This is a genomic window from Pseudophaeobacter arcticus DSM 23566 (assembly GCF_000473205.1).
In the GTDB taxonomy this organism is placed as follows: Bacteria; Pseudomonadota; Alphaproteobacteria; order Rhodobacterales; family Rhodobacteraceae; genus Pseudophaeobacter; species Pseudophaeobacter arcticus.
The window spans coordinates 3,258,889-3,284,462 of the sequence record NZ_KI421507.1; the positions used below are offsets into that span (position 1 = coordinate 3,258,889).

At 59.1% G+C, this 25,574-nt stretch carries 27 protein-coding genes, 3 tRNA genes and 1 pseudogene; 15 read left to right on the forward strand and 16 right to left on the reverse strand.

Annotation, left to right across the window (positions count from 1 at the left end; genetic code table 11):
• Window positions 1–52: 52 nt before the first annotated feature.
• The 3 genes and pseudogenes from ARCT_RS28695 to ARCT_RS0120135 form a co-directional block, all read left to right on the forward strand.
• A pseudogene (locus ARCT_RS28695) lies at window positions 53–226 on the forward strand (M20 peptidase family dipeptidase); the annotation flags it as partial.
• Window positions 227–235: 9 nt separating this feature from the next.
• Window positions 236–1,516: a malonyl-CoA decarboxylase gene (locus ARCT_RS26605; RefSeq protein WP_051360909.1), complete on the forward strand. Its 1,281-nt coding sequence runs from the start codon at window positions 236–238 to the stop codon at window positions 1,514–1,516.
• Window positions 1,513–3,012, forward strand: coding sequence for a malonate--CoA ligase (locus ARCT_RS0120135; RefSeq protein ID WP_027241691.1), 1,500 nt, complete (start codon window positions 1,513–1,515; stop codon window positions 3,010–3,012). Before ARCT_RS26605 ends, ARCT_RS0120135 begins: the two co-directional genes overlap by 4 nt.
• A gap of 195 nt (window positions 3,013–3,207) precedes the next feature.
• Here the strand turns inward: ARCT_RS0120135 and ARCT_RS0120140 are convergent, their stop codons facing one another.
• From ARCT_RS0120140 to dgcN, 3 genes are all read right to left on the reverse strand, one after another.
• The gene (locus ARCT_RS0120140; RefSeq protein WP_027241692.1) at window positions 3,208–4,071 is read right to left on the reverse strand and encodes a D-amino-acid transaminase; all 864 of its coding nucleotides are present in this window, start codon (window positions 4,069–4,071) and stop codon (window positions 3,208–3,210) included.
• A gap of 10 nt (window positions 4,072–4,081) precedes the next feature.
• The gene (gene dgcA / locus ARCT_RS0120145) at window positions 4,082–5,047 is read right to left on the reverse strand and encodes an N-acetyl-D-Glu racemase DgcA (RefSeq protein WP_027241693.1); all 966 of its coding nucleotides are present in this window, start codon (window positions 5,045–5,047) and stop codon (window positions 4,082–4,084) included.
• A 151-nt stretch (window positions 5,048–5,198) separates the two neighbouring features.
• On the reverse strand, window positions 5,199–6,200 hold the full coding sequence (gene dgcN / locus ARCT_RS0120150) for an N-acetyltransferase DgcN (protein ID WP_027241694.1): 1,002 nt from the start codon (window positions 6,198–6,200) through the stop codon (window positions 5,199–5,201).
• A 302-nt stretch (window positions 6,201–6,502) separates the two neighbouring features.
• On the opposite strand from dgcN, the gene ARCT_RS0120155 reads away from it, so the two are divergent.
• On the forward strand, window positions 6,503–7,462 hold the full coding sequence (locus ARCT_RS0120155; RefSeq protein ID WP_027241695.1) for an L-malyl-CoA/beta-methylmalyl-CoA lyase: 960 nt from the start codon (window positions 6,503–6,505) through the stop codon (window positions 7,460–7,462).
• 80 nt (window positions 7,463–7,542) lie between these two features.
• A complete protein-coding gene (locus tag ARCT_RS26610) occupies window positions 7,543–8,181 on the forward strand; it encodes a hypothetical protein (protein WP_036785212.1) in 639 nt (212 codons plus the stop codon).
• Between the two features lie 61 nt (window positions 8,182–8,242).
• Here ARCT_RS26610 and ARCT_RS0120165 read toward each other — a convergent pair whose 3' ends face one another.
• Window positions 8,243–8,695, reverse strand: coding sequence for an Lrp/AsnC family transcriptional regulator (locus tag ARCT_RS0120165; protein WP_027241696.1), 453 nt, complete (start codon window positions 8,693–8,695; stop codon window positions 8,243–8,245).
• Between the two features lie 72 nt (window positions 8,696–8,767).
• On the opposite strand from ARCT_RS0120165, the gene ARCT_RS0120170 reads away from it, so the two are divergent.
• Entirely contained in the window at window positions 8,768–9,364 is a 597-nt protein-coding gene (locus ARCT_RS0120170) for a LysE family translocator (RefSeq protein WP_027241697.1), read from the forward strand.
• A gap of 39 nt (window positions 9,365–9,403) precedes the next feature.
• On the opposite strand, the gene ARCT_RS0120175 is transcribed toward ARCT_RS0120170, so the two are convergent.
• A complete protein-coding gene (locus ARCT_RS0120175) occupies window positions 9,404–10,237 on the reverse strand; it encodes an AraC family transcriptional regulator (protein ID WP_027241698.1) in 834 nt (277 codons plus the stop codon).
• Between the two features lie 208 nt (window positions 10,238–10,445).
• Here ARCT_RS0120175 and ARCT_RS0120180 point away from each other — a divergent pair, with 208 nt between their 5' ends.
• A complete protein-coding gene (locus ARCT_RS0120180) occupies window positions 10,446–11,408 on the forward strand; it encodes an acetyl-CoA carboxylase carboxyltransferase subunit alpha (protein WP_027241699.1) in 963 nt (320 codons plus the stop codon).
• A gap of 98 nt (window positions 11,409–11,506) precedes the next feature.
• Here ARCT_RS0120180 and ARCT_RS0120185 read toward each other — a convergent pair whose 3' ends face one another.
• The 3 genes from ARCT_RS0120185 to ARCT_RS0120195 form a co-directional block, all read right to left on the reverse strand.
• Entirely contained in the window at window positions 11,507–11,962 is a 456-nt protein-coding gene (locus tag ARCT_RS0120185; protein ID WP_027241700.1) for a GNAT family N-acetyltransferase, read from the reverse strand.
• A 37-nt stretch (window positions 11,963–11,999) separates the two neighbouring features.
• Entirely contained in the window at window positions 12,000–12,665 is a 666-nt protein-coding gene (locus ARCT_RS0120190; RefSeq protein WP_027241701.1) for a GntR family transcriptional regulator, read from the reverse strand.
• Between the two features lie 71 nt (window positions 12,666–12,736).
• On the reverse strand, window positions 12,737–13,426 hold the full coding sequence (locus ARCT_RS0120195) for a M48 family metallopeptidase (RefSeq protein ID WP_027241702.1): 690 nt from the start codon (window positions 13,424–13,426) through the stop codon (window positions 12,737–12,739).
• Window positions 13,427–13,526: 100 nt separating this feature from the next.
• On the opposite strand from ARCT_RS0120195, the gene ARCT_RS0120200 reads away from it, so the two are divergent.
• Both ARCT_RS0120200 and ARCT_RS0120205 read left to right on the forward strand, forming a co-directional pair.
• Window positions 13,527–13,856 (forward strand): TIGR02300 family protein, encoded by a 330-nt coding sequence (locus ARCT_RS0120200; RefSeq protein ID WP_027241703.1) that lies wholly within the window; start codon window positions 13,527–13,529, stop codon window positions 13,854–13,856.
• Between the two features lie 226 nt (window positions 13,857–14,082).
• Window positions 14,083–14,158: transfer RNA gene (locus tag ARCT_RS0120205), tRNA-Ala, on the forward strand.
• A 71-nt stretch (window positions 14,159–14,229) separates the two neighbouring features.
• Here the strand turns inward: ARCT_RS0120205 and ARCT_RS26615 are convergent.
• Window positions 14,230–14,544, reverse strand: coding sequence for a hypothetical protein (locus tag ARCT_RS26615; RefSeq protein ID WP_036785216.1), 315 nt, complete (start codon window positions 14,542–14,544; stop codon window positions 14,230–14,232).
• A gap of 82 nt (window positions 14,545–14,626) precedes the next feature.
• Window positions 14,627–15,043, reverse strand: coding sequence for a MerR family transcriptional regulator (locus ARCT_RS0120215; protein ID WP_161631339.1), 417 nt, complete (start codon window positions 15,041–15,043; stop codon window positions 14,627–14,629).
• Window positions 15,044–15,079: 36 nt separating this feature from the next.
• On the opposite strand from ARCT_RS0120215, the gene ARCT_RS0120220 reads away from it, so the two are divergent.
• Window positions 15,080–15,868, forward strand: coding sequence for an alpha/beta fold hydrolase (locus ARCT_RS0120220; protein ID WP_027241705.1), 789 nt, complete (start codon window positions 15,080–15,082; stop codon window positions 15,866–15,868).
• 345 nt (window positions 15,869–16,213) lie between these two features.
• Here the strand turns inward: ARCT_RS0120220 and ARCT_RS26620 are convergent, their stop codons facing one another.
• The 6 genes from ARCT_RS26620 to ARCT_RS26625 all read right to left on the reverse strand — a co-directional run bounded on the left by ARCT_RS26620 (window position 16,214) and on the right by ARCT_RS26625 (window position 21,696).
• Window positions 16,214–17,605 (reverse strand): TniQ family protein, encoded by a 1,392-nt coding sequence (locus ARCT_RS26620; protein ID WP_240476350.1) that lies wholly within the window; start codon window positions 17,603–17,605, stop codon window positions 16,214–16,216.
• A gap of 154 nt (window positions 17,606–17,759) precedes the next feature.
• A tRNA-Arg gene (locus ARCT_RS0120235) sits at window positions 17,760–17,836 on the reverse strand.
• 100 nt (window positions 17,837–17,936) lie between these two features.
• Window positions 17,937–18,013, reverse strand: a tRNA-Arg gene (locus tag ARCT_RS0120240).
• A 121-nt stretch (window positions 18,014–18,134) separates the two neighbouring features.
• Window positions 18,135–19,520, reverse strand: a complete 1,386-nt coding sequence (locus tag ARCT_RS0120245; protein ID WP_027241706.1) for a sensor histidine kinase — start codon at window positions 19,518–19,520, stop codon at window positions 18,135–18,137.
• A 15-nt stretch (window positions 19,521–19,535) separates the two neighbouring features.
• Window positions 19,536–20,969: a dihydrolipoyl dehydrogenase family protein gene (locus ARCT_RS0120250; RefSeq protein ID WP_027241707.1), complete on the reverse strand. Its 1,434-nt coding sequence runs from the start codon at window positions 20,967–20,969 to the stop codon at window positions 19,536–19,538.
• Window positions 20,935–21,696, reverse strand: a complete 762-nt coding sequence (locus ARCT_RS26625; protein ID WP_051360911.1) for a TVP38/TMEM64 family protein — start codon at window positions 21,694–21,696, stop codon at window positions 20,935–20,937. The genes ARCT_RS0120250 and ARCT_RS26625 overlap by 35 nt, the downstream gene beginning before the upstream one ends.
• Window positions 21,697–22,034: 338 nt before the next feature.
• Here ARCT_RS26625 and rpmH point away from each other — a divergent pair, with 338 nt between their 5' ends.
• From rpmH to ARCT_RS0120280, 5 genes are all read left to right on the forward strand, one after another.
• Window positions 22,035–22,169 (forward strand): 50S ribosomal protein L34, encoded by a 135-nt coding sequence (gene rpmH / locus ARCT_RS0120260; RefSeq protein WP_027241708.1) that lies wholly within the window; start codon window positions 22,035–22,037, stop codon window positions 22,167–22,169.
• A 26-nt stretch (window positions 22,170–22,195) separates the two neighbouring features.
• Window positions 22,196–22,636 (forward strand): ribonuclease P protein component, encoded by a 441-nt coding sequence (gene rnpA, locus ARCT_RS0120265; RefSeq protein WP_027241709.1) that lies wholly within the window; start codon window positions 22,196–22,198, stop codon window positions 22,634–22,636.
• A 37-nt stretch (window positions 22,637–22,673) separates the two neighbouring features.
• Window positions 22,674–22,931 carry a membrane protein insertion efficiency factor YidD gene (gene yidD / locus ARCT_RS0120270; RefSeq protein WP_027241710.1) on the forward strand — a complete coding sequence of 86 codons (258 nt, stop codon included), beginning with the start codon at window positions 22,674–22,676 and terminating at the stop codon, window positions 22,929–22,931.
• Window positions 22,932–23,007: 76 nt separating this feature from the next.
• On the forward strand, window positions 23,008–23,895 hold the full coding sequence (ttcA, locus tag ARCT_RS0120275) for a tRNA 2-thiocytidine(32) synthetase TtcA (RefSeq protein WP_027241711.1): 888 nt from the start codon (window positions 23,008–23,010) through the stop codon (window positions 23,893–23,895).
• Between the two features lie 65 nt (window positions 23,896–23,960).
• A complete protein-coding gene (locus tag ARCT_RS0120280; protein WP_027241712.1) occupies window positions 23,961–25,505 on the forward strand; it encodes a putative bifunctional diguanylate cyclase/phosphodiesterase in 1,545 nt (514 codons plus the stop codon).
• Window positions 25,506–25,574 lie beyond the last annotated feature (69 nt).

Sequence of the window (25,574 nt, forward strand, 5' to 3'; positions counted from 1 at the left end):
GCACTTTGGCACATTCGATGCCGGTGGAGCAGGAGCCACCCACCTCATCCGCTTTGCCGATGTTCTGGGCCTGCCAACCATCTGGATTCCGCACAGCTATCTGGGCTGCAACCAACACGCCCCGGATGAGCACGTCCTGAAATCTGTTTGTCGCGAAGCCATGCAGGTTATGGCAGGCTTGTTCTGGGATATCGGAACCCGTGCCCCTGACCGCGCAACTTCATAAAGGTGATCCATGACCCTACTAGCCGACCTTTTGGCAACTATCTTTGACAGACGCGCTGCCAGTGTGACAACCGGCAGCTATGACGACAGTTCCTTGTTGGAAATGGTCGATGCCCTGATGGTGACCCGCAGCGAAACCCAGGTGCTTGGCTTGGCACGCGAGATCCTGGCGCGGTTTCCTAAACTCACCGATGAGCAAAAGCTTGCGTTTTTCAGGCATCTGGCCCTCGGCATGGACATTGATCCCCAGGCGGTGCGCGCTGCCCTGAACGCCTATGAGGCGGCGCCTTCTCAATCCACCTACCGCGCCTTTCTGGCCGCTGCTGAACCCCAAAGGCAAGAGCTGGTGCGGAGGTTAAACCAGGCACCAAATGCAACCGCCGCTCTGGTCCATATGCGCACAGACCTGCTGCGCCTGGGACGTGATGATGCCACCTTGTCGGCCATTGATTTGGACTTTCGGCATTTGTTTGTCTCTTGGTTCAACCGTGGGTTTCTGGTTCTGCGGCCCATCAGCTGGGAAAGCCCGGCCCATATTCTGGAAAAAGTGATCGCCTATGAAGCGGTGCATGAAATCCAAAGCTGGGATGACCTGCGCCGCAGACTGGCCCCCGAGGACCGGCGCTGCTTTGCCTTTTTCCACCCCGCCATGCCGGACGAGCCGTTGATTTTTGTCGAAGTCGCCCTGACCAAAGGCCGTGCCTCCTCGATCCAGGCCTTGCTCAGCGAGGACCGCACCCCCATTGCTGCCAGTGACGCGGATACGGCGGTTTTTTATTCGATCTCCAATTGCCAACCCGGCCTTGCCCAGATCTCTTTTGGCAGTTCCCTGATCAAACAGGTGGCAACAGATCTTGCGGCGGAACAGGACGGGCTAAAAACCTTTGTGACCCTGTCCCCGATGCCCGGGTTGCGCAAATGGTCCGACCAGATCGGTGCGCCCTGGGATCCTGACACCCCCGAGACCATGCAGGGATTGGCGGCGCATTATCTGGTCAACGCCAAGCGGGATGATGGCCTGCCCTTTGATCCTGTCGCGCGCTTCCATCTTGGCAATGGCGCTGTGATTTCAGACATTTATCCAACTGGCGACCAATCTCCCAAGGGATTGGAGCAATCCGGCGGCGTGATGGTCAGCTATTATTACGATCTGGCCAAGGTGACTGCCAACCAAGAACATTACATCGCAACCAAAGACGTACAGGCCCTGCCATCCGTCAAGACCCTGGCGAAAGCGACGGCGGGTACCATCGGCACAAATGAGACCCCATTACATGGTCAATCAACATGACTAATCCACTTTATGATACTCTGTTCGGCCGTCACGCCGGGCAATCCACCCCGTTCCTGCAACTGTTGGATGGCACTTGCCTAACCCATGACAGCTTTTTGGCCATGGCCTCCCAGATCGCCCATGTTTTTGCAGACAAAGGCCTGTCGCCAGGGGATCGCGTTGCCGTACAGGTAGATAAATCGCCGGAATGCCTTGCGATTTATGCCGCTTGCGCGCAGGCGGGTCTGGTGTTTTTGCCGCTCAACACCGCCTATACCGCCAGCGAAGTGCAGTATTTCTTTGCAGACAGCGGTGCGGCCCTGATCATCTGCGCCAGCCGCTCCCAGCCGCTGATCCAAGCGATGGCGGATGAACTGGATGCGGCGGTGCTGACGCTGGATGCCGATGGCTCGGGGTCTTTGATGGATCACGCCCGCAGCAGGCCCACGACATTGGCCCCGGTCAAGCGCAGCCCCAGTGATCTGGCCGCATTGCTCTATACATCGGGGACAACCGGGCGCTCCAAGGGCGCAATGCTGAGCCAGGAAAACCTGTTGTCCAATGCCCAGGTCCTGGCCGCCGAGTGGCAATTCACCAACCAGGACATCCTGCTGCACGCCTTGCCGATCTTTCACACCCACGGCTTGTTTGTTGCGGCCAATGTGACGCTTATTGCCGGCGGCAGCATGGTGTTTATGCCCAAATTCGATCTCGATACCATGATCAGCTGGATGCCGCGCGCCACCTGCCTGATGGGGGTGCCAACCTTTTACACCCGCCTGCTGCAAGATGCCCGGTTCAACCGCGATCTGACGGCGCATATGCGGCTGTTCATCTCCGGTTCCGCTCCGCTCCTGGCCGAGACCCATATCCAGTTCGAAGAGCGCACCGGCCACCGTATCCTTGAGCGCTATGGTATGACGGAAACCAATATGAACACGTCAAATCCCTATAGTGGCGAACGTCGTGCGGGCACTGTTGGCTTTCCACTGCCCGGCGTCGAGCTGAAGATAACCAATCCCGACACCGGCGCCGCCCTCCCCCAGGGCGAGATTGGTCAAATCGAAGTGCGCGGGACAAATGTCTTTCAGGGCTATTGGCAAATGCCGGACAAGACGGCCGCTGAACTGCGCGCTGATGGCTTTTTCATCACCGGAGATCTGGGCCAGATCGACAGCGACGGCTATCTGCACATCGTCGGGCGCAACAAAGACCTGATCATCTCGGGCGGGTACAATATTTACCCCAAGGAAATAGAGCTGCTGCTTGATGATCAGCCTGATGTACTGGAAAGCGCGGTCATCGGCGTGCCACATGCGGATTTTGGGGAATCGGTGATTGGCATTCTGGTGCCAAAGCCGGGGAAAACACCCGATATTTCTGCAATCAAGCTCTCTGTCAGCGCAGCACTCGCAGGTTTCAAACAGCCCCGCAAATTGATCATTGTGGATGAACTGCCGCGCAATGCCATGGGCAAAGTCCAAAAGAACATTCTGCGTGACAGGTTTTCCTGAAGGCCCGCCTCTCGCAGGTGCACTGCCAGGGGGACCACACCTAAATCGCGCGGACCACAACGGATGCTGCCCCCGCGCTGACATGTCAGGCTCAATAAAGAAGGCCCCGCCAGATGCTGGCGGGGCCATATTCTAAAATCCAACATGCGCCATCAGCTGGCGCAGGGCCGCAAAATTGCGGTCTGTTCGTCAGACTTAAATCGCCGTTTTCAGGCTTTCGTCCAGATAGATCTCCCGCAGACGCTTGGCAATCGGCCCAGGCGTGCCATCCCCCAGCGCCACACCGTCGATTTCAACCACTGGCATCACAAAGGCGCTGGCAGAGGTGGTGAAAGCCTCATCCGCCTCTTTTGCCTCATCAATGGTGAACAGACGCTCTTCCACTTCCATCTGCGCCTCAGCCGCCATGCGCAGAACCGCCTTGCGGGTGATGCCATGCAGGATATCGGTGCTCAGCGGACGGGTCACGATCTTGCCGTTCTTGACAAAATAGGCGTTGTTCGAAGTGCCCTCGGTGACATAGCCATCCTCGATCAGCCAGGCATCATCCGCACCGGCCTTCTTGGCCATCATCTTGCCCATCGAGGGGTAAAGCAGCTGCACGGTCTTGATGTCGCGGCGGCCCCAGCGGATATCCTCAATCGAAATGATCTTGGCGCCTTTCTTGGCAGCCGGGTTGTCGGCCAGACCGGGCTTGTTCTGGGTGAACAGCACGATGGTTGGCTTTGTCGTCTCCGGATCCGGAAAAACAAAATCGCGATCGCCATCAGATCCACGGGTGATCTGCAGATAGACCAGACCTTCGACAATGCCGTTGCGGGCGACCAGCTCACGGTGGATCTCCAAGAGCTCCTCCTTGGAACAGGCCGCAGCCATGTCCAGCTCATCAAGCGACCGCTGCAGCCGCACCGCGTGGCCTTCAAAATCGATCAGCTTGCCATCCAGAACAGATGTCACCTCATAGACGCCATCCGCCATCAGAAAGCCGCGGTCAAAGATCGAAACTGTTGCTTCGGTCTCGGGCAGATATTCGCCATTTACATAAACAGTACGGGTCATCATGGTCTCCTCAACCCCAGAGCGCGGCCTTCGGCGGATGCACCCCGGCGGCGTCAAATTGTAGTGGTTCATTGCGGTCTTCGGCCAGCAGAAGCGGCCCGTCAAGGTCTGTTACCAAAACACCCTGCGCCAACAAGGTCGCAGGGGCCATCGCCAGCGAAGATCCAACCATGCAGCCGACCATCACATCATAGCCCTGTGCCAGTGCCTCCTGGCGCAGTTTCAGCGCCTCGGTGAGGCCACCTGTCTTGTCCAGCTTGATGTTGACCACATCATATTTGCCTTTGAGCTTTGGCAGGCTGGCGCGGTCATGGCAGCTCTCATCAGCGCAAACGGGCACCGGGCGTTCCATGCCAATCAGCGCTTCGTCCTCACCTGCGGGCAGCGGTTGTTCCACCAGCTCCACCCCCAGCCGCACCAGATGCGGCGCCAGCTCAGCGTAGACCTCAGCAGACCAGCCTTCATTGGCATCGACAATGATCTTGGCCTCTGGCGCCCCCGCACGCACGGCCTCGAGCCGGGGCATATCATCCGCCGTGCCAAGCTTGATCTTCAACAGGGGGCGATGGACATTCTCAGCCGCCTGTTTTTGCATCTCCTCGGGACTGGCCAGCGACAGGGTATAGGCGGTGATCTCGGGACCCGGCGCAGGCAGTCCAGCCAGTTCCCAAACCCGTTTACCGGCTTGTTTTGCCTCCAGATCCCACAGTGCGCAATCCACCGCATTCCGGGCTGCCCCAGCAGGCAACAGCTCTTGCAGCTCAGCGCGGGTGAACGCCGCAGGCAGACCTTCAATCTCAGCCGTGACGCTTTCCAGAGTTTCATTGTAGCGCGCATAGGGCACACATTCGCCCCGGCCAACAAACCCTGATTTTTCCACCGTTACCGTCAGCACCCTGGCCTCGGTCCGCGATCCCCGCGAGATGGTAAAAACCTGCGCCAGCTTAAAAACATCCGCAGTCACTGTGATCTTCATAAAACAGCCCCTTAGTTCATGCCCCCTGTAACCGCCAAAGAGCCATGGATAGAGCCTTGTACACCGCGGCCCCATCTTTCATCTTTCCCAAAATACCTCCGCCGGAGGCTCCAGCCCTAAAAGCCAGGCACCTCCGGCGGGGGCAGGTAGATCAGATCGCGGCCAAGGCGTCTACCAGACGGCCTGCCCCGTGACGGTAGGGATCAACCGCTGGCAGGCCCATACGCGCCTCTGTCTCGGCCAAATATTTTGTCGCTTCGTCTTCAGACAGGTGCTGGGTGTTCACCGAGATCCCAACAATCTTGCACTTGGCATTGGCCCGCTGTGCCAGCGGCAAAGCCACGTCGCGCAGCTCTTCCAGCGACGGAACCGTGTAGTCCGGCAAACCGCGCATATGCGACCGGGTTGGCTCGTGGCACAGGATCAGCGCATCAGGCTGACCGCCATGGACCAGCGCCATGGTCACACCGGAATAGGACACATGGAACAAAGAGCCCTGACCCTCGATCAGGTCCCAGTGGTCGTCATCATTGTCAGGGGTAAGATATTCAACAGAACCCGCCATAAAATCGGCAATCACCGCATCCAGCGGCACACCGTGGCCGGTGATCAAAATACCGGTCTGGCCGGTGGCCCGGAAGGTGGATTTCATCCCGCGCTTTTGCATTTCGGCGTCCATCGCCAGGGCCGTGTACATCTTGCCAACCGAACAATCGGTACCCACCGCCAGGCAGCGCTTCCCAGAGCGGTTCACACCATTGGCAATTGGATAGCCATCGGTGGGCACGCGCACATCATGCAAAGTGCCGCCATGGGTCTGCGCCGCAGCCACCAGGTCACCTTCGTCGCGCAACAGGTTATGCAGGCCCGAGGCCAGGTCAAAGCCCATCTCAAGCGCCTGAATCAGCACTTCTTTCCAGGCTGCAGAAATAACGCCACCGCGGTTGGCCACGCCAATCACCAGCGTCTTGGCGCCAGCCGCCTTGGCCTCTGCCAGGGTCATTTCGGTCAAGCCGAGATCCGCGCCGCAGCCAGGCAGACGAATTTGGCCAACGGCGTGATCCGGACGCCAGTCACGGATGCCAATGGCAACCTTGGCCGCCAGCATGTCGGGCGCATCGCCCAGGAACAACAGGTATGGTGTCTCGATCATCTCGGGCCCTCCACGAATTTACATTTCCTTGCGATCCTAGTTGAGCCCGCAAGCGATGCGGTCCCGTTTTTGCATTTGCGTAATCAAGGAATTCGAAAGATCCACCATCATACAGCGAAAACTTCGAAGATTCTTCGTCAGGAGCCAACCACACCGCTGATCCTTGCGCCGAGACGCCAAGAGCCGCGCATATGCCGCAGGAGCAATGCTGCACATGCAAAGTAGCCCTTGCAAGCCTTCGCGCAATTTCTTACCACTTCCAGAGACAAAATCGTAATTTCCTTACGCAAAGGATTGCCACTATGAGCTTTCGCCTTCAACCCACCGCCCCTGCCCGCCCCAACCGCTGCCAGTTGTTTGGCCCTGGCTCCAATACCAAACTCTTCCTCAAGATGGCCGCCTCAGCTGCCGATGTGATCAACCTTGATCTCGAAGATTCCGTGGCCCCATCAGACAAAGACAGCGCCCGCGCCAATGTCATCGAGGCGCTCAACACCGTGGATTGGGGCACTAAATACATGTCCGTGCGCATCAATGGGCTGGACACGCCCTATTGGTACCGGGACGTGGTGGATCTGCTGGAACAAGCCGGTGATCGCCTTGACCAGATCATGATCCCCAAGGTCGGCTGCGCCGCAGACGTCTATGCGGTGGACGCGCTGGTCACCGCCATTGAGCGCGCCAAGGGCCGCAGCAAGCCGATTTCCTTTGAAGTCATCATCGAATCGGCAGCTGGCATCGCCCATGTGGAAGAGATCGCCGCCGCCTCCCCACGGATGCAGGCAATGTCCCTGGGCGCGGCCGATTTTGCCGCCTCCATGGGCATGCAGACCACCGGCATCGGTGGCACCCAGGAAAACTATTACATGCTGCGCGACGGCGAAAAACATTGGTCCGATCCCTGGCACTGGGCCCAGGCCGCCATTGTTGCCGCCTGCCGTACCCACGGTGTGCTGCCGGTCGACGGCCCCTTTGGCGACTTCTCCGATGACGAAGGCTATATCGCCCAGGCCAAACGCTCTGCCACTTTGGGCATGGTAGGCAAATGGGCCATCCACCCCAAACAAATTAGCTTGGCCAACGAGGTCTTCACCCCCTCGGATGAGGCCGTTCTCGAGGCCCGCGAGATCCTCGCCGCAATGGAACAGGCCAAGGCCAACGGCGAAGGCGCCACCGTCTACAAGGGCCGCCTGGTGGATATCGCCTCGATCAAACAGGCCGAGGTCATCGTCGCCCAGTCCGAACTGATCGCTGCAAGCTAGCCCTATCGGCGACGCCCGATATGTAACTAGAGTGAAAGGGGCGCCAACCCGGCGCTCCTTATTCCGTTTGGAGGTGCCCCTTGGCCGCACTCACCCTGTTTCACACTGCCAAAGTGCACGTGGAGACCTTTGACCGTCTGGCGCCAAAGGCAGATCTGATCCATGTGGTGCGCCCGGATTGGCTGGAGCGTGCCCAGGGTGGCATAGATTCAGACCTGAGGCAGGAGATCACACAGGCCATCGCGGCTGTACCGGGGGCAAGCCTGTGCACCTGCACCACCATCGGCGAGCTCGCCGAGACCGCAGGCGCCACCCGCATTGACTGGCCAATGATGCAAATCGCCGCCCGGATCGGTGGTCCGGTGCTGATGGCCTATTGCCTGGACAGCACCCTTGCGCCCTCCAACGCCTTGCTCCGCCGCGCGTTCCAGGAAACCGGCCAGCCCGCTGAGGTCCACCCTCTCGACCTCACCACGGCCTGGCCCTTGTTTCAAGCAGGAGACACCGCAGGTTTTGCCGCAGCCATCACTGCCGCCATCATGGCAGAGCTAAAAACACGCCCCGAGATCTCAGCCGTGGTGCTGGCCCAGGCCTCCATGGCGGCGGCAGGCGCCCCGTTGCGCTCTCAGTTGGATATTCCCGTCCTGACCTCGCCCGAGATTGCCCTCCAGGCACTGCTCCCTTCGAAGCATAAGCAGACAGGGCCCAAAGGCGCCTAGGCGAATTGCAAAGAGGCAACCGCTGTTTCATCTTTCCAAAAATATCCCCCTCGCCCAGGGATCAGCTGCGCAGATCTTTGGGCGAGCCCATCACCACATAGGTGGTGATCGCGGTGACAAAGGGCGAGGTGCCCAGGATATCCGTGTGAAACCGCTTGTAGCTGGGCAGATCGGCGCATTCGACCCGCAACAGATACTCGATCGTTCCGGTGATATTGTGGCATTCCACCACTTCGGCTGCCTCATTCATCGCCCGCTCAAAGGCCTCTTGCGCCTCTTTGGTATGCTCCCCCAGCGCGACGCCAATATAGGTGACAAAACCCGCCCCCATGGCATCGCGGTCCAGCACCGCGCGATAGCCTGTGATAACCCCGTTTTGCTCCAGATCCTGAACCCGCCGCAGACAGGCAGAGGGCGAGAGCCCGACCCGGTCGGCAAGCTCCAGATTGCTGATGCGCCCATCGCGCGACAGCTCTTGCAATATTTGCTGGTTTATACGGTCATTTTTCGCCATTAATTGCCGTATTAACCAAACTTCACACAAAAACGCAATTTCATTCCGGGCAAAACACGTCACTTTCACCAGATGACATATGACCTCTTCCTCGCCCTCGCGCTTTTTGCCTTTGTCTCCTCGATCACACCTGGCCCCAACAATCTGATGTTGATGGCCTCAGGCGCCAATTTTGGCTTCCGCCGCACCATTCCCCATATGTTGGGGGTGGCGCTTGGCTTTGTCTTTATGGTGGTGCTGGTCGGCGCCGGATTGGTACAGATCTTTGATGCCTTCCCAATCAGCTACACGGTGCTAAAAGTTGCCTCGGTGCTGTACCTGCTCTACCTCGCCTGGAAGATCGCCAATGCCGGCCCGGCAGAAGCTTCGGGAAACACCGGCACCCCTATGACCTTTTTGCAGGCCGCCGCGTTTCAATGGGTCAACCCCAAGGCCTGGACCATGGCCCTCATCGCGATCAGCGCCTATACGCCGGACCAAACGCTTTGGGCGATCCTGCTGGTGGCGACAGTGTTTGGCGCCATAAACCTGCCTTCGGTGGGATCCTGGACCATTCTGGGTCAGCAGATGGCGCGCTTTCTCACCAATTCCCGCCGCCTGACCCAGTTCAACTGGCTGATGGCCGTGCTTTTGGTGGCCTCGCTCTATCCAGTGATCTGGCCGCAGTAACGGCGGCCAGACCTCTGTCAGCCAAACAGGTAACAGATCTTACTTCAAGGGCAGGCAGATTTCAGTCAGCAACTCCTCCGGTGCCACCTCACGGGGATTGTTGAGATAGAGCTCATAACAAGGCACCTCTGCCGGCTCTTCGCCTGACCCGGGCAGCCAATTTCCAAACAGACTGTGATAAGCCGCCGAAATACCGGCATAGGGACCCTTATAGGTCAACACTGCCACCTTGCCGCCCGCCAGGTGCCGCTCTTCCAGCCCCTCTGGGATCTCCGCTCCGTGGAATTCACCGCCCGCATAGCTGCGCAGATCCGCGGCGGGAACACTGTCTGGATCATCATAATAGATTGCCGCCATGACACCCAGATGCGGCCAGAGATTCCGGGTTTCACAAAGCGCGCCAAAGGCTTCGAATTTTTTGCCAATCAGGTGGTAGTCGCCAGTATGAGCCAAGCCGATCAGACGGCGGGCAGGCTCTTGGCGTAGGGAAACAGGATACATGGGATAGACTCCGGTTTTAAAATCAGGACGCGAGGGCAGATGGCACCCCGCTTTGCGAAAGGCCGCAGGGCTTGCGCCATAGGCCTCGGTGAACGCCCGATTGAAGGATCCCAGATTGGCATAGCCAACCGATTGCGCGATCTGCGCAACTGCGTCACCCGTCATTACCAGCGCGCTGGCGGCACGATGCAAACGAATGCGACGCACCGCTTGGGCGCAGGTCTCGCCGGTCACCGCATGAAATACACGGTGCCAGTGAAAGCGCGACATCGCCGCGACATCCGCCAACTGGTCCAGCGACAAATCCCCGGCAGGGGTATCGTGAATGTAGTTGAGGACGCGCAGGATGCGCTGTTCATAGGGGGCAGACATTGCTGTTGGGCTCCTTCTCTCTGACCTGTTCAGATCTGCCACGAAGCGGATTCACAAATCTTGCTGATCATTGCCACTGCCATCGCCGCTATGATTTTCCCTGCGGGAAACCGGACTATTCGGAATTTGGTTGACCCGAGGCAAGCCACAGAGTTGCATCTGGTCGCACAGAAGGCCATATACGGCAAAACCGCGTGAGCGAGGCGATATGACTCAGTACCTGGAATTTGAAAAACCGCTGGCCGAAATCGAAGGCAAAGCAGAAGAGCTCCGAGCCCTGGCACGGGCCAACGAAGAGATGGACATCGCCGACGAGGCCGCAGCGCTGGACGCCAAGGCCGCTCAGCTGCTGAAGGATCTCTACAAGGAGCTCACCCCCTGGCGCAAATGCCTGGTGGCACGCCACCCGGAGCGGCCCCATTGCCGCGACTACATCGACGCGCTGTTCACCGAATACACCCCGCTGGCAGGGGATCGGAATTTTGCCGATGATCTTGCTGTCATGGGTGGGCTGGCGCGGTTCAACGACCAGCCGGTGATGGTGATTGGCCACGAAAAGGGCTCTAACACCAAGGCGCGCATCCTGCATAACTTTGGCATGGCCCGCCCCGAAGGCTATCGCAAGGCCGTGCGCCTGATGGAGATGGCCGGGCGCTTTGGTCTGCCGGTGGTAACACTGGTCGACACCACCGGCGCCTACCCCGGCAAGGGCGCCGAAGAGCGCGGCCAGTCCGAGGCGATTGCCCGCTCCACCGAGATGAGCCTGAAAATTGGCGTGCCGGTTGTGTCGGTGATTATCGGCGAGGGCGGCTCTGGTGGCGCCGTTGCCTTTGCCACCGCCAATCGCGTGGCGATGCTGGAACATGCCGTCTATTCAGTGATTTCCCCCGAAGGCTGCGCTTCGATCCTGTGGAAAGACGCCGAAAAGATGCGCGAGGCCGCCGAGGCCCTGCGCCTTACAGCGCAAAACCTGCATGAACTGGCCGTGATCGACCGGATCATTCCCGAGCCTCTAGGCGGTGCACATCGCGACGCCAAGGCGGCGATGGCATCCGTCGCCACCGCCATTCAGGATATGCTGGATGAGCTGAAAGACAAAGACGGTTCCGAGCTGATCAAGGATCGCCGTCAAAAGTTCCTCGACATCGGCTCCAAAGGCCTGGCAGCCTGAGGTTGTCCTAACACACGGAAAAGTCGGCGAATTCGCCGGCTTTTTTGTGCCGGTTTTTGATGGAGATTCGCGTTCAGCTCTCTGGCAAGCTGGCTTGCTCACACGGTTTTCTTGGCGCTTCCCAGATTTTTGCGCATCGATACGCGATTGCCATTGCGTTCGTATTCTTGCCAGCCAAGGTATTGGTACAACCGCACATTCTCAGGCATATCCACATGTGTGCTGAGGTGCATTTCGCTCATCCCCTGCCGCTTGGCCTCGTTTTCCGCGCGTTCCATAAGCGCCCGCCCCAAGCCCTTGCCTCCGTGTTCAGGGTGAACCGCGATGTTGGCCAGCTTCAAGACCCCCTCATGGGCAGAGAGAAACAAACCCGCTATCACTTCACCGCTTTCGGTCGCGACCCAGACTTGGCTCTGCTCGATTTCCTCTGAAATCCCAGAGGAGACGGGGGGCAGGTCGGAAATACGGCTGGCATATTTAGCATAGGCTGCATCAATGCAGGCGGCCAAAGCCTCTGCATCGGCAGCATTTGCCTTTCGTATTTCTATTGGCATCAGTTCCAAATCTCTTTTCACGTTCACTTGTTTGAGCCTAGACCACCAGCAACCGCAACCCCTGTGTCACGTCAGACCGCACCGCCAGGCGCAGGCCCGGTTCATCCCCCGCCTTGAGCGCAGCAATGATCAGACGGTGATTTTGCGGCGGGTCGGTACGCCGCAGCCGCCCATAGAGCGCACGCATCGTCGGCCCCAGCTGCAGCCAGACGGTCTCTGCCATGGCCAGCATCGCCGGGGCCTGGGCGCGCAGATAGAGGGTGCGATGAAATTCCAGATTGGTGCGGATATAGCCAACCGCATCCCGTTTGGAGACCATCTCGGCGATGGTGACATTGATGCTGTGCAGCCTGTCGATCAACGCCATATGCGCCCGTGGCAGGGCGCGGCTGGACAGCTCAACCTCCAACAACGCCCGCAAAGCGGCCAGTTCTTCTATCCGTTCGTTGCTCAGCTCCGGCGTTGTGACCCGCCCCGAGGAGGACAGTGACAAGGCCCCCTCCGCCACCAGGCGGCGCAGGGATTCGCGCGCAGGCGTCATCGACACCCCGTATTCGCGGCCAATCCCGCGCAGGGTCAGGGCCTCGCCGGGGGCAATATCGCCATACATGATCCGCGCCCGCAGCGCCCGGTAGACCCGGTCATGCGCCGAAGCCGTGGTATCAGACGAAGGTGAAGCGGTGGGTTTGGCTGAAATGGACATACCCTATGCTGTGATCACAAAATCACCCATGGTCAACCTCAGAATGCGCTCTGCCGTCGTAATTGGCGCCTCTAGCGCGCGTCGAATCGATAGCGGTGCAGCTCGCCGCCCTCGCTTCGCAGCCACTGGCGCGGCGCGGCGCTATCGCCATAAAGCTGCGCCACCACGGCCCAGAAATCAGCAGAGTGGTTCATTTCGACCAGATGCGCCACCTCATGCGCCGCCACATAGGACAACACCTCAGAAGGGGCCAGGATCAGACGCCAGGAATACATCAATGTCCCCGCCGAAGAACAAGACCCCCAGCGCGAGCGCGTGTCACGCAGGCTCAGCTTGGCATAGGAACGCCCCACCTGCGCCGCATAGTGGTCCGACGCCGCCGCCAGCCGGTCCCGCGCCAACTCCTTGAGGTAGCGCTCAATCGACCTGGCGGGACGCGTGCCACCCACCACAATTGCCTCCGGCTCCAGGCGCACCCCCCGTTTCCCCCCCGCCACAATATGCCGCTGCTGCCCTTCGACCGGGATAGTGCTGCCAACCCCGATCTCAACCACCTCTGGACGGCGCGCCAGGTGGTCACGGATCCACCCTTCCTTTTCAGCAGCAAAATCCAGAGCTTCGCGCGCAGGCAACCGGGCAGGCAGGGTCAGGGTCACCCGGCCATCCAGGGCAGAAATCCGCAGGCTGATCCGCTTGGCACGCGCCGAACGACGCAGGACAAGAGGAACCGGCGGGTTTCCAGGCAGGTGATATGCGCTCATGGCGGCGCCCCTTCATGGCAAAGGCTTTGACAGTGCTCACCTCATATGGCAAGGCAACTGAATCGTCGATACGACTCACCAGTAAATCAAGGGGACCCACATGCCCAACGAAGAATGGGGCGTAAAGCGCGTCTGCCCAACCACCGGCAAACGGTTTTATGACCTGAATAAAAACCCGATCATCAGCCCCTACACGGGCGAAGTCGTGGAGCTGAGCACTGGCAAAAGCCGGATGATTGAAGCCGACGCCGCAGATGCCGCCAGCGCCAAGGCTAAAGAAAACGACGCGGATGACACAGATGTTCTGGACGATGACGACGATGTCGATCTGGATCTGGGCGATGATGTTCTGGACGATGATGACGATGACTCCGATACCGTGCCTCTCGAAGAGATCGCGGATGTCGCGTCGGATGACGACGATTCCTAAGATCACAAGATGTGATTTTAGCTCTCCCATGCAGCCATTTGGCTGCTTGGGGACCCAAGGGGGAATTGCACAGGTATCCGTGTAAAATCACCGCCAAGACGCCCGACAAAAAAACTCACGACGATGGTGCATTTTCCACTTGCGGCCTGCTGCATCGTCCCTTAAATCACCCTCACACCGCAAGACGGAGCGGCCGAATGGCCAGGAAGTTCCGACGGTGTGATTTGGGGCCTTAGCTCAGCTGGGAGAGCGCCTGCATGGCATGCAGGAGGTCAGGAGTTCGATCCTCCTAGGCTCCACCAAATCACTTGAAAAGGAGCAGATAGTTCTGCCTTTCTCGTCAGAGGATTTGCCTCTGTCGCGAAGACCGGTACTATTTTCCCTCCGAAAATCCATGCTGCTCCGATCCATGCCTAGCCCTGTTGAGCAGAACGTCCTTCTGCTTGCTATACTCCGCCTTGAATTCGCGCGTCCAACGCAAAGACAGGTTTAGTAGGCCGTCTATATTGGCGACTTTGCGTTGATCGACAAGTGTCGCAGCATCGCAGCGGACGGAGCTCCTAGGGTGCAGCTCGTAGGTAATTTGCATAGCCTCATTGCCTGGATTCAGATAGGGGTGCCCCATCAACACTTCAACCTGCTGTAACTTCACGACAATCTCTTCGGGCTTAGGTCTCTTTATCGCCATCTATGGTCCTCCGCTTTCCTAATCATAGGGGCGGACCACTTCTATGGGGGAGGCTCACCTTGACACATCCTCGAAGCGGAGGTCAGCCATCGCACATCCGGTCTTCCGGCAGACCCGCCAGATAGGAAGCGATCTGCGCGCGCGACTGCGCGATATCCGCGAGCTTGCGATCAAGCTTGGCGACTTCGCCCTGCAGCCTGGCCCGCAGACGGTCGCAGGGATGAAAGGTCGGCTCAGGGCTTATAATGCAGGGCAAGAGGTCGTGCATCGCTTCGACAGTCAGCCCGGCATCGGCCAGCTGCCGGATATGACTTGCCTGATCCAGATCGGCATCGGAATAATCCCGATAGCCGCTGACGGTCCGGTTCGGGCGCAAGAGCCCTTCGGCCTCGTAGAACCGCAACATCCTGACACTGATGCCGCTGCGGTCTGAAATCTCGCCAATCTGCACCTTGCTTTCCTTTTTTCGCTTGACCCTGACAGCGCTGTCATAGTGCATCACCCTTCCCGACACATCAAGTCGGAGAGTAAAACGATGTCGAAAACAGAAAAATTCAACTATGACGGCGCAGTGATCGGATATCGCGAGGATGGATCCGGCAGGCCGATTCTGCTCATCCATGGCACCGGCGGCGATGGTGCCGCGAATTTCGATGGGCTGATGCCCTATCTCGCGGACAGGCGGGTTCTACGACCCGATTATGCCGGCTCCGGGCTTACCCAGGATCCGACCGGGGTGCTGACACTTGATCGCCTCGTCGCGCAGGTCATCGGCGCGGCGGATCACGCCGGGTTTGGCACCTTCGATCTGGTCGGTTTTTCGCTGGGCGCGGCGGTTGCGACACGACTGGCCGCCCTTCATCTGGAGCGGGTGGAGAGGCTCGTTCTTATCGGCGGCTTTATCACGGGCGCCGACCCGCGGTCGCAGTTGCAGTTCCAACACTGGGCGCATTTGGCGCGCACTGACCCGGATGCGCTGGCCCGGCTCATGCTGCTGACCGGGTTCAGTCGGGATTTTCTGTCAGGAATAGGCCATCTTGAGGCGGTCGTCAGTGATATGGTCGCGGGTAGCAACTGGGACGGGATCGCAAGACAGTCCGAACTGGACCTGCGGGTGGATGTTTCGGGTGACCTCGGCGCGGTGAAGGCCCGCACCCTTGTCATCGGCAATCGCTTTGACCAGATGGTCGATCCGGCCGCGTCGGAGGCACTCGCGAATGGTATCGAGGGCGCAGTCTTGGCCTGGGTTGAAGGGCCACATCTTGCGCTGATGGAAACGCCAGAGGCGGTCGGGAACCTCATACAAGGCCATTTGGCAGTCTAGATGTCACCGCCAAAGCTGCCGTTACATGCTTTTTCGATGAAAATGGCAGCGGCAGCTTTGTCCCGCATCAGCGACAGTCGTCCCCGGATTTTGCTGCCCAAGCGACGAACGGCTGCATCGGGGAAGCCGCAGCGCAGCGCAAGCACGCTCTCGACCGGCGGCAATGGGCCGAAAGGGTCATCTTTCGGCTGTTAGATAGGCATCTACATCCTCGCGCCAGTAGATCCGGCTCAGATCATGGGGCATCGCCAACAGGACCACATTGGCATTTCTAAGTTTCATCGAAAGTGAGCCTTGTGGGCGCTGCACGACTTCCGCGAACTCGCCCAAGGAGATAAAGGTCTCTCAGAAACGCGTCAGACTGTCAGCGGTAACAACAATCGCCCCTCGGCGGTATTGCTCGGAGGTATCCACTCCGCACAACATTCCATGTTGGATCAAATATCCTACTGTTTTGGCCGTCACTCTTAACTGTCCGGCGGCGTCACCGATGGAAAGGCGGCTCTCCCGTGCGGGATTAGTTTCGTCCACAACAAATGTTCTGGATTTTCTACCTTCAGGTGAACGCTTTGCGTTTCGAAAATTCTTCTTCTCGCGCTCGAAGGCGTCGAGCATTCCCTGGGTAACAAAACTCATCGGTACGATATCACCGCTAGCCTCACGCGTTGCGAGACCTCGGTAAACCAGATCCTTCGCATTGCGCTTGGCGAACCCCTTCAGCGAAACCGACTTCTGTGGGTTCGACGAAGCCATTCCCTCCGATGGCACGCCCAACACCAGCACCCCTTTTCTGACGGAAAAATTGTCAAAGACGTGTCGCCGCACGACGTCACGCAGGGGCTCGAACTCATCGCCGAGACTCCGGCTCTTCAGCCACGCCATCCTGGGGCCAAAGAGTCGACCGAAAAACCTGCCGTCCACGACATCCACGCGAGCCATATCGGCAAGACAATTGGAAAGGGCTACAGGTCCGTCTTTCAGTGTGTCGTAGCCCAAGGAACCATAGGTCATCCAGTCTGGCTCACTGTGCCCCGCCAGCGCAGCATCTGGCCCCTTTGCGATACGCAGGCCCAGCACTTCACATGCCCGCGACGCCACGTTGAGTTCGAGGCGGTCGATCCATCGGTCGCCCCGCCCGCTCAGGGTGCGGTTCGTGAGATACGCCTCGAAAGGGCTGGGGGTTGCCTGGACCACCGGCTGATCCAAAATCCAAACGTGGTGTTTTCGCAGCTGCGCCGCGAAGTCTCTGGCATCCTTGTGAAATTTCTCGGTTGGAAGGCTCATGAGCATGCAGCTGTGTTCCGGGCAGCTCCTGATCGACGAGAATTTCCACTGGAGGCGACGCTGCACACTCCACGACTCCGCTGCTGACGACATCTCGGACCGTATGCACTCCGGGCAGACACGGATGCGCGTGCGCTGAAAGCTCTGAAGGGAGGCGAATTCTTCCCTCAGACGGAAATGGCCTTTACCGAGATGACGGATAGACACCCACTCCAATGCACCCAGGTCACACCCTGCAAGCTGGGCCAATTGCTCAATAGCCACCTTCTCACCACGAAAGAGCGGGTCGATCGGAAAGGCAATGTCGCCGCAAAACCTCTGCATCGAAACGGCGCCGTTCCTGGCCGCAAGCCGTGACAGCAAAGAAGTAGCGGGCTCACACGCGGCATGTGGCACCGTCAGCGGCAATTGCGGGAAATTCGTTCCGGGAGTGGCAGGTAGGCTTTTGACCAAGCGAGGCTTCCGAGATCAGACAAAGACTGGATTGGCCGGATCTTACGATCACTAGCTCAACTGAGCAACGCTGCTATGAATCCAGAAATTCCGCCGACTGGGTCAGCTATCTGTCACAAAAGTCGGTTTTGCTTGGCAACTGACAGGGGAGCAGTGGCGGACCGAGGAGGATTCGAACCCCCGACCCCCTGATTCGTAGTCAGGTACTCTATCCAGCTGAGCTATCGGTCCACTGCGTCAGGATTTAAGGCCCCTGCTCTGGAGAAGCAAGCCAAATTTCGGCAGGCCTCCAAGCCTTTCCAAACCATCCCCGAGGGGTGAGTTGAAATAGTGGCGGACCGAGGAGGATTCGAACCCCCGACCCCCTGATTCGTAGTCAGGTACTCTATCCAGCTGAGCTATCGGTCCACTGCGGCGGGGTTTAGTCCTAGGGGATGGGGCGCGCAACCCCAAAAACAAATAAGTGCCGGTCTTTTTGATCTCCTGCTTTTGGCAGCAAGAGATATAGCCTGTCCGCACAGTCTGCCGCTCACAGGGTTCCATCCCCCTTTGGCAGATAGATCTCAAACCTGCTGCCCTCGGGGCCGGTCTGGCTGAGCGTCACCGAGCCGCCGTGCCCCTTGGTCAGTTCTGCCGCAATCGCCAGCCCCAAACCGCTGCCGCCCTTGCGGACGCTGCCCTGGAACGGCGTAAACAGATTGTCCTGGGCGCGTTTGGGCAACCCCGGCCCGGTATCAGAGACCGAGATCCACCAGGCGTCATCCTCTTCGCGGGCCGCAACTGTCACGCTACCGGGCTTGCCCGTCGCAACAATCGCCTGGCGGGCATTGCGCACCAGGTTCATTACCACGCGAAACAATTGCTCTGAATCGCCGCGCAGCATCATGCCCTTGGGCACTGCGTTGATCAGCTCCACCGCCCCCTCGTCTGGTGCCAGCAATTCGCTCTCCACGACATCCTCGACCAGTTCACAGAATGGCACGAGCGAAAAGGTCGGGGCAGGTTCCTCGGCGCGGCCAAAGGCCAGAGTGCCTTCGCACAGGGAAACCGCGCGGGTGATGGAATTCACCAGCTTGGGCGCCAGCCGCCGCACCAGGGGGTCTTCGCTCATCTCGATGCGATCGGTGAACAACTGCGCCGAGGTCAGGATATTGCGCAGATCATGGCTGATCTTGGCCACGGCACCGCCCAGTTGCGCCAGCCGTTCCCGTTGCCGCAGCGCCTGGGTCAATTCTGTCTGAAGCTTCTGCAGCGCCTCCTCTGCTTCGCGCAGCTCGATAACCCCTGCATTGGGCTGAATGATGCCGCGGGCATCTTCGGGCGCGGCGGCATAGCGTTGCATATAGCCGACAACCCCCTTGATGGGCCGCACCAAAAACACCCGCACCGCCGCAAACAGCAACAGGGCGGTAAAGATCGAAATCACCGCAGAAAGCAACAGAACCCGCACCCCGTAGTCGATCATCGCCATCCTGAGTGGCGCGGTCTCGATGGTGATTTCAATCAGCAGCCCCGCGTCGCGCACCGGCGCGCCGATCACCCGGATGATTCTATTGGTTGGGCTGGCCAATTGGCGAAAGGCATCGCCAATCAGCGACAGTGCACTGGCCTTGCGCAGATCATATGTGCCTGCAATTGGCTGCGGGATAGGCGAAGACAACATCAGCTGGCGCACCTCATCGCGGCGCAGAACCACGTTATAGACGCCGGCATTCTCCAGCAGCTCGGCCTCCAGATCGGTTTCCAGCATGTCATCCGCAAGCAACACCAATGAGGCAATCTGCGCCCGCTCCAGACGCTCGGCAAGGTAATCGAGCCGAAAACGGGAAATCGACGGCACGAAGATCAGAACCTCGGCCAACATGACAAAGACAATAGTCAGAACCAGAAACCTGCCTGAAAGCGAATTCAGCATAGAGCCCTTTCCAGCTTAAGGAATCCAGCGCTGCACAAATTGCACCGCCCGTTTGACCAACTGGCTCTCAAAGAGCCGGGGTGAGAAATAGGCTCCGGCGACACGTTTGTTGATCTCCCCGATTGAAGGATAAGGCGCCACCATCGCGGCAACCTGACTCATCTTGAGCCTATTGGCCAGCGCCAGAGACCACAATGATATCAATTCACCCGCCTGATGGCCGACAATTGTCGCCCCAACTGGCCGCCCCTTGATCACCATCACCTTGATAAAGCCCTTGGTCTTCAGCTCTGCCAAAGCGCGGTCATTGTGGTGGAATTCAAACCGGGCCAGCTCTAGCCTGTCCCCATACTGGGCGCGGGCCTCTGCTTCGGTCAGCCCCACCTGCGCCAGTTCCGGATCGGTATAGGTGGCGCGCGGAATATGCAGCTCCTGCGCTTTGGAGGGCAGCCCAAACAGCGCCGAGCGGATGATCACCCCGGCATGATAGCCCGCCACATGGGTGAATTGCAGCCCACCCGCCACATCGCCAATGGCATAGACCCGTTTGTTGCTTGTGCGCAAAGACGCATCCACCTTGATCCCGCTGCGGCTTGGTGTGATGCCGCCTGCCTCCAGGTTCAACCGCTGCACGTTGCTTTTGCGTCCCACCGCCATCAGCAGATGCGAGCCCGCAAACCTGCGCCCGTCTTTGGTTTTCACCTCGATGGCCCCGGCCGCGCCGGTGATCTCGGCCGCCAGCGCATCTTCTGCAATTTCCACACCCTCAGCCCGCAACGCCTCCAGAACAATGGCGGCCGCCTCGGGGTCGTCGCGGCCCAGCGCCTTGGCGCCCTCGATTACCGTGACCTTGCAGCCCAGACGAATATGCGCCTGAGCCATTTCCATGCCGATGGGGCCGCCGCCAATGATCAGCAGATGCTCGGGGCGTTCATGCAGATCAAACAGCGTCTCGTTGGTCTCATAAGGCACGTTCGCAAGCCCTGGCACCGGCGGTACCAACGGGGATGATCCAGTTGCGATCACCACCCGGCGGGCGCGGATCACATGGTTACCGGCGCGCACCTCGGTTGGCGAGATAAAGGCACCAAATTCGCGAATGACCCGCACGCCAAACCCCTCAAAACGCTCTTGGCTATCCATCGGCGCGATGGTCTCAATGGTCTTTTGGACATGGGTCTTGGCGGCGGCATAATCCACCACCGGGGCATGATCCGCGACACCAAAGGCCGCCGCATGGGTCTGCCCATAGGCCGCCTTGGCACTGGCCAGCAGCGCCTTTGAGGGCACACAGCCATAGTTCAGGCAGTCGCCGCCCATCTTGTGGCCTTCCAGCAGCACCACCGAAGCGCCCATCTGGCTGGCCCCGGCAGCAACCGATAGCCCACCAGAACCGGCCCCAATCACCAGGAGATCACATTTGATCGGATTTTGAGAGGTCGGACTCATGGCTTAGTTCTCTTTTTTTGGGGCGCAGGGTTTTGACGATGATCGGCATGGCGGCCAGCACACAAAGCCCCAGCAGCGGGCCGATCACATGGGGCTCCCACAACAGGGACAGGTCGGGATCTTCACCACGGTCAAACACCTCGCCAACGCCCACGCCAATCCAGGTAAAGACAATGGCCCCCGGAATGATGCCCAGGGCCGTGGTCCACAGAAAGTTGCCAAACCGCACCCCCACCAGCGCCGGCAGCAGATTGGCGACAAAAAACGGCACCGCAGGCACCAGGCGCAGCAGCAGCAGGACTTCGACCTCATTCTGGCGCAGCGCGTTTTTCAGCATCTGCACCCGGCCTTCCGCCGCTTCCAGCTTGGAGGTCAGCATCTCCCCCAACCCCAGCCGCGCCGCCAGAAAGATGCCGCAGGCCCCAATGGTGGCCGCCAGCACATTCAGCGCCACCCCCGTCGCCAGACCAAACAGGAAGCCGCCAGTGACCGAGGCCACCGCAGCGCCGGGCAGCGAAAACACCACGATCAGAATGTAGATCCCCACAAACAAGGCCACCAGCCCCAGGAAGTTCTGGTCGCGAAACGCCATCAACACATCACGATTGTCGCGCAGCGTGTCAAAGCTCAGGTGATCTTTGAGCGTCGCGGCCCCGATCAATGCGATCACCACCACGATAATCAGGGGAAGGTGACGGGCAAGCCCGCGTTTTGGCGTCTCAGTCATCTTACTTTTCTCTCTTGGCCACTCTGCCTGGCTTGGGATTTGTTTCCGGGCTACGCTTAAATTAAGCTGGTCGCGAGCTTGAACGGGGGCTTATCACGCGGCCTTGATCTGATAGGCTCTTTTCGTGAGGAATCGCAGCATTGCCTAGAGGCTTTGAAACATTCCCCAAGGGTCCAGGCGGTATTTCTGGCGTTTTTTGACAGAAATATTACCCCCAGCCGCCAAAAACCCGGCTCAGCATTTGACTTGCCCGAGAATCCCTTCTAAAGACCGGGCTTCGAGATAGACACCACGGGTAGCGATTCCGCTTTGCCCTGTAGAAATTGGAGACCGGAGCGATGAAACGCACCTTTCAGCCTTCGAACCTGGTTCGTAAACGTCGCCACGGTTTTCGTGCGCGCATGGCCACCAAGGCAGGCCGCAAGATCCTTAACGCACGCCGCGCACGTGGCCGCAAGGAGCTGAGCGCATAAGCGCGACGCCCCAAGGATTGACAGATATGACACCGCCGAAGGCCCCTTTGGACAGCTCAGCTGCCGCCGGGAACCAGCCTTCGGCGGTTTCTGTTTGCGCAGATGCACCGCCGCTACAACAGAAACTGCCCCCATTGGTGGTGCTGTCCAAACGCAGTGAATTTCTCGCCGCCGCCCGCGCCCGCCGTCAGGGCACCAAAAGCATGATGGTGCAGGGACGCCAGCGCAAAGAGGGCGAGGCCGAAGGCTTTCGTGTTGGCTTTACCTGTTCCAAAAAGGTTGGCAATGCCGTTGCCCGCAACCGCGCCAAGCGCCGCCTGCGTGAAGCGGCCCGGCTGGTATTGCCTGCGATTGGCCGTGACGGCTGGGACTATGTGCTGATCGGCCGTGCCGAGGTGACCGCCAATCGCGGCTTTGACGATCTCAAGCGCGATCTGGCCTATGCGATCAAAAAGATCCACGGATGATCTTTTCTGCGCCGCCGCCCGCGCCTATTTTCCAGACATGACCCCACTTGCCCATATCCTGGCTCTGCCGGTCCGCGCCTATCGGCTGATCTTTTCGCCCTGGGTCGGGTTTAATTGCCGCTATCAGCCCACCTGTTCTGCCTACTCATTGGAAGCGCTGGAAAAACACGGCGCCATCAAAGGCACTTATCTAACCATCCGCCGCATTGGCCGCTGCCACCCCTTGGGGGGGGATGGATATGATCCGGTCCCCGGCAGTGACCCCGAACACGACAAAGCCATTTTGAAAGACTAGCCTCTCGACCTGACCCAAGGGCCGGGTTGTGCCCTTTTTTCTTGGCAAATGCCCCGCCAGGGGCTAGGGGGCCGACATGTTTGATGATGACAAATCCGAAATCCATCCGCTCTTTGCCGGGGCGCCCTCGACCACCGAGTTCAAAAAGCTGCGCAAGCGTATCGTGCGTCAGGCCCGAGAAGCCATTGAGCAATACGGCATGATTGAGCGCCCCGCCGATGGCAGCACACCCAAATGGCTGGTCTGCCTGTCCGGTGGCAAGGACAGCTATACGCTGCTGGCGGTGCTACACGAGCTGAAATGGCGTGGGCTGCTGCCCGTGGATCTGCTGGCCTGCAATCTGGATCAGGGGCAACCGGGGTTTCCCGCCACTGTGCTGCCTGCCTTTCTGGAAAAGATGGGCGTGCCGCACCGCATCGAATACCAGGACACCTATAGTATCGTGGTCGACAAGGTGCCTGCGGGACGGACCTTTTGCGCGCTCTGCTCGCGGCTGCGTCGCGGCAACCTGTACCGGGTCGCCCGTGAAGAAGGCTGTTCGGCGGTGATTCTTGGTCATCACCGCGATGACATCCTGGAAACCTTCTTTATGAACCTGTTTCACGGCGGACGGCTTGCCACTATGCCACCTAAGCTGGTCAATGAAGAAGGCGATCTTTTTGTCTATCGCCCGCTGGCCCACGTGGCCGAGGTGGACTGTGAAAAGTTTGCCAAAGCAATGAATTACCCCATTATCCCCTGTGACCTTTGCGGCAGTCAGGACGGCTTGCAACGCCAGCAGGTCAAACAGATTATCGACCAGTGGGAAGCCAACAGCCCCGGGCGGCGTCAGGTGATGTTTCGTGCCCTGACCAATGCCCGCCCCTCGCATCTTCTGGATCCCAAGCTGTTCGACTTTGCCGGGTTGGAACGCAAAATAAGCGAAGAAAGCGCCGATTCGGATGAGATTCCGCTGCTGCGTTAACTCCGGAGTCAGAAACAGACCTCTATTCTGTCCAAGCACCCCTGCTTTAGGCGAAAGGTCTGAACATGACAAAATCGAATTCCGGTCTCTTTAACCGAATTCGGGCAAGACTGGCTCCAGCGCTTTTGGCGCCTCCTATTCTTGCGTTCTTACCCGCCCTCACGCTTGCAACCTTTTGGCTCGGTGGTGAAGTGGCTCTGCTTTGGGTTGCGCTGGGTATACCGGTGGTCTTTGCAGCCTTTGGCGGGTTTTCCAATCACGGTCGCAATTTTGCCCCGCGCGACAGCGTCACCGGATTGTTGCTGCGCGAAGGCTTTGAGCTGGAAATGAAGCGCGTTGTCGATGACTGCAGCAACACCGAGCTTCGCTCGGCGCTCTACTACATCGAAGTTGACGAATTCAAAGAGCTCATCAACCGGGAAGGTCAGGATGCGGGCGATCTGATTATTCAAATCTGCGGCGAACGCATTGCCAGCACCCTGCGCAATGGCGACACCGTTGCCCGGATCGGCGATAGCAAATTTGCCGTCTGCCTGACCCCAGTGCTGCAATTGGATCTCGAAACCTGCGTGCAGATGGCCGGGCGTATTCAGGCCGCTGTCGAAGAGCCGATATCGCTGGGTGGCTCCACAGTCTATACCTCTTGCTCGATCGGATTTTGCCTGAACACCCGCGCCCCTAGTCGGCAATATTCCGACTGGTCTTCAGCTGCCTCTGCGGCGCTGACTGAGGCGCAGCAAAACGGTCCTTCGGGTATCCGGGTGTTTTCCGCCGATATGTATCAGCGCAGCAAAGCCCGAGGCAACCTGCGCGAGGAAGCCGCCGAGGCCCTGGAAGCCGGACATATCCTGCCCTGGTTCCAACCCCAGATCTGTACAGACACTGGCCGTGTCTCCGGGTTTGAGGCCCTGGCACGTTGGATGCACCCCGTGCGCGGGCTGATCCCCCCGGGGAAATTCCTCCCCGTGTTGGAGGACGCCGGGCTGATGGAACGGCTGAGCCAGGTCATGCTCTATCATTCGCTGACCGCGCTCAATGCCTGGGATGCGGCGGGACTAAAGGTGCCTGCTGTTGGGGTCAACTTTGCCACCCAGGAGCTGCGCAATCCTAATTTGGCCGAGAATATCAAATGGGAACTGGAACGGTTCGACCTGCCGCCTGCGCGTCTTTCGGTTGAAATCCTGGAGACCGTGATGACCGACCAGCCCGATGACGTGGTCACCCGCAACATTGCCGCCCTCAGCGATCTGGGCTGCCACATCGAATTGGATGATTTTGGCACGGGTCACGCCTCAATCTCGGCGGTGCGCCGGTTCAATATCTCACGGATCAAGATCGACCGTTCCTTTGTGCTGCGGGCAGATCGCGACCCGGACCAACAAAAGCTGATCGCCGCCATTTTGACCATGGCCGAACGCCTGGACCTTGAGACACTGGCGGAGGGTGTCGAAACCGCCGGCGAGCACGCGCTGCTGGCCCAGCTAGGCTGCGACCATGTTCAGGGCTTTGGCATCGGTCGCCCCATGCCATTTGACCAGACGCTGGACTGGATGACAGCCCACGAGGCGAAGTTGCAGCAAGCCCCGGAAATTGGTCGTCACACCCGCTGATCTCAATCTAATCACTGGCTAATCACTGGCGAAATACCGCTTTTCTGTCTCCGGGGCGCTTTGCCGCCC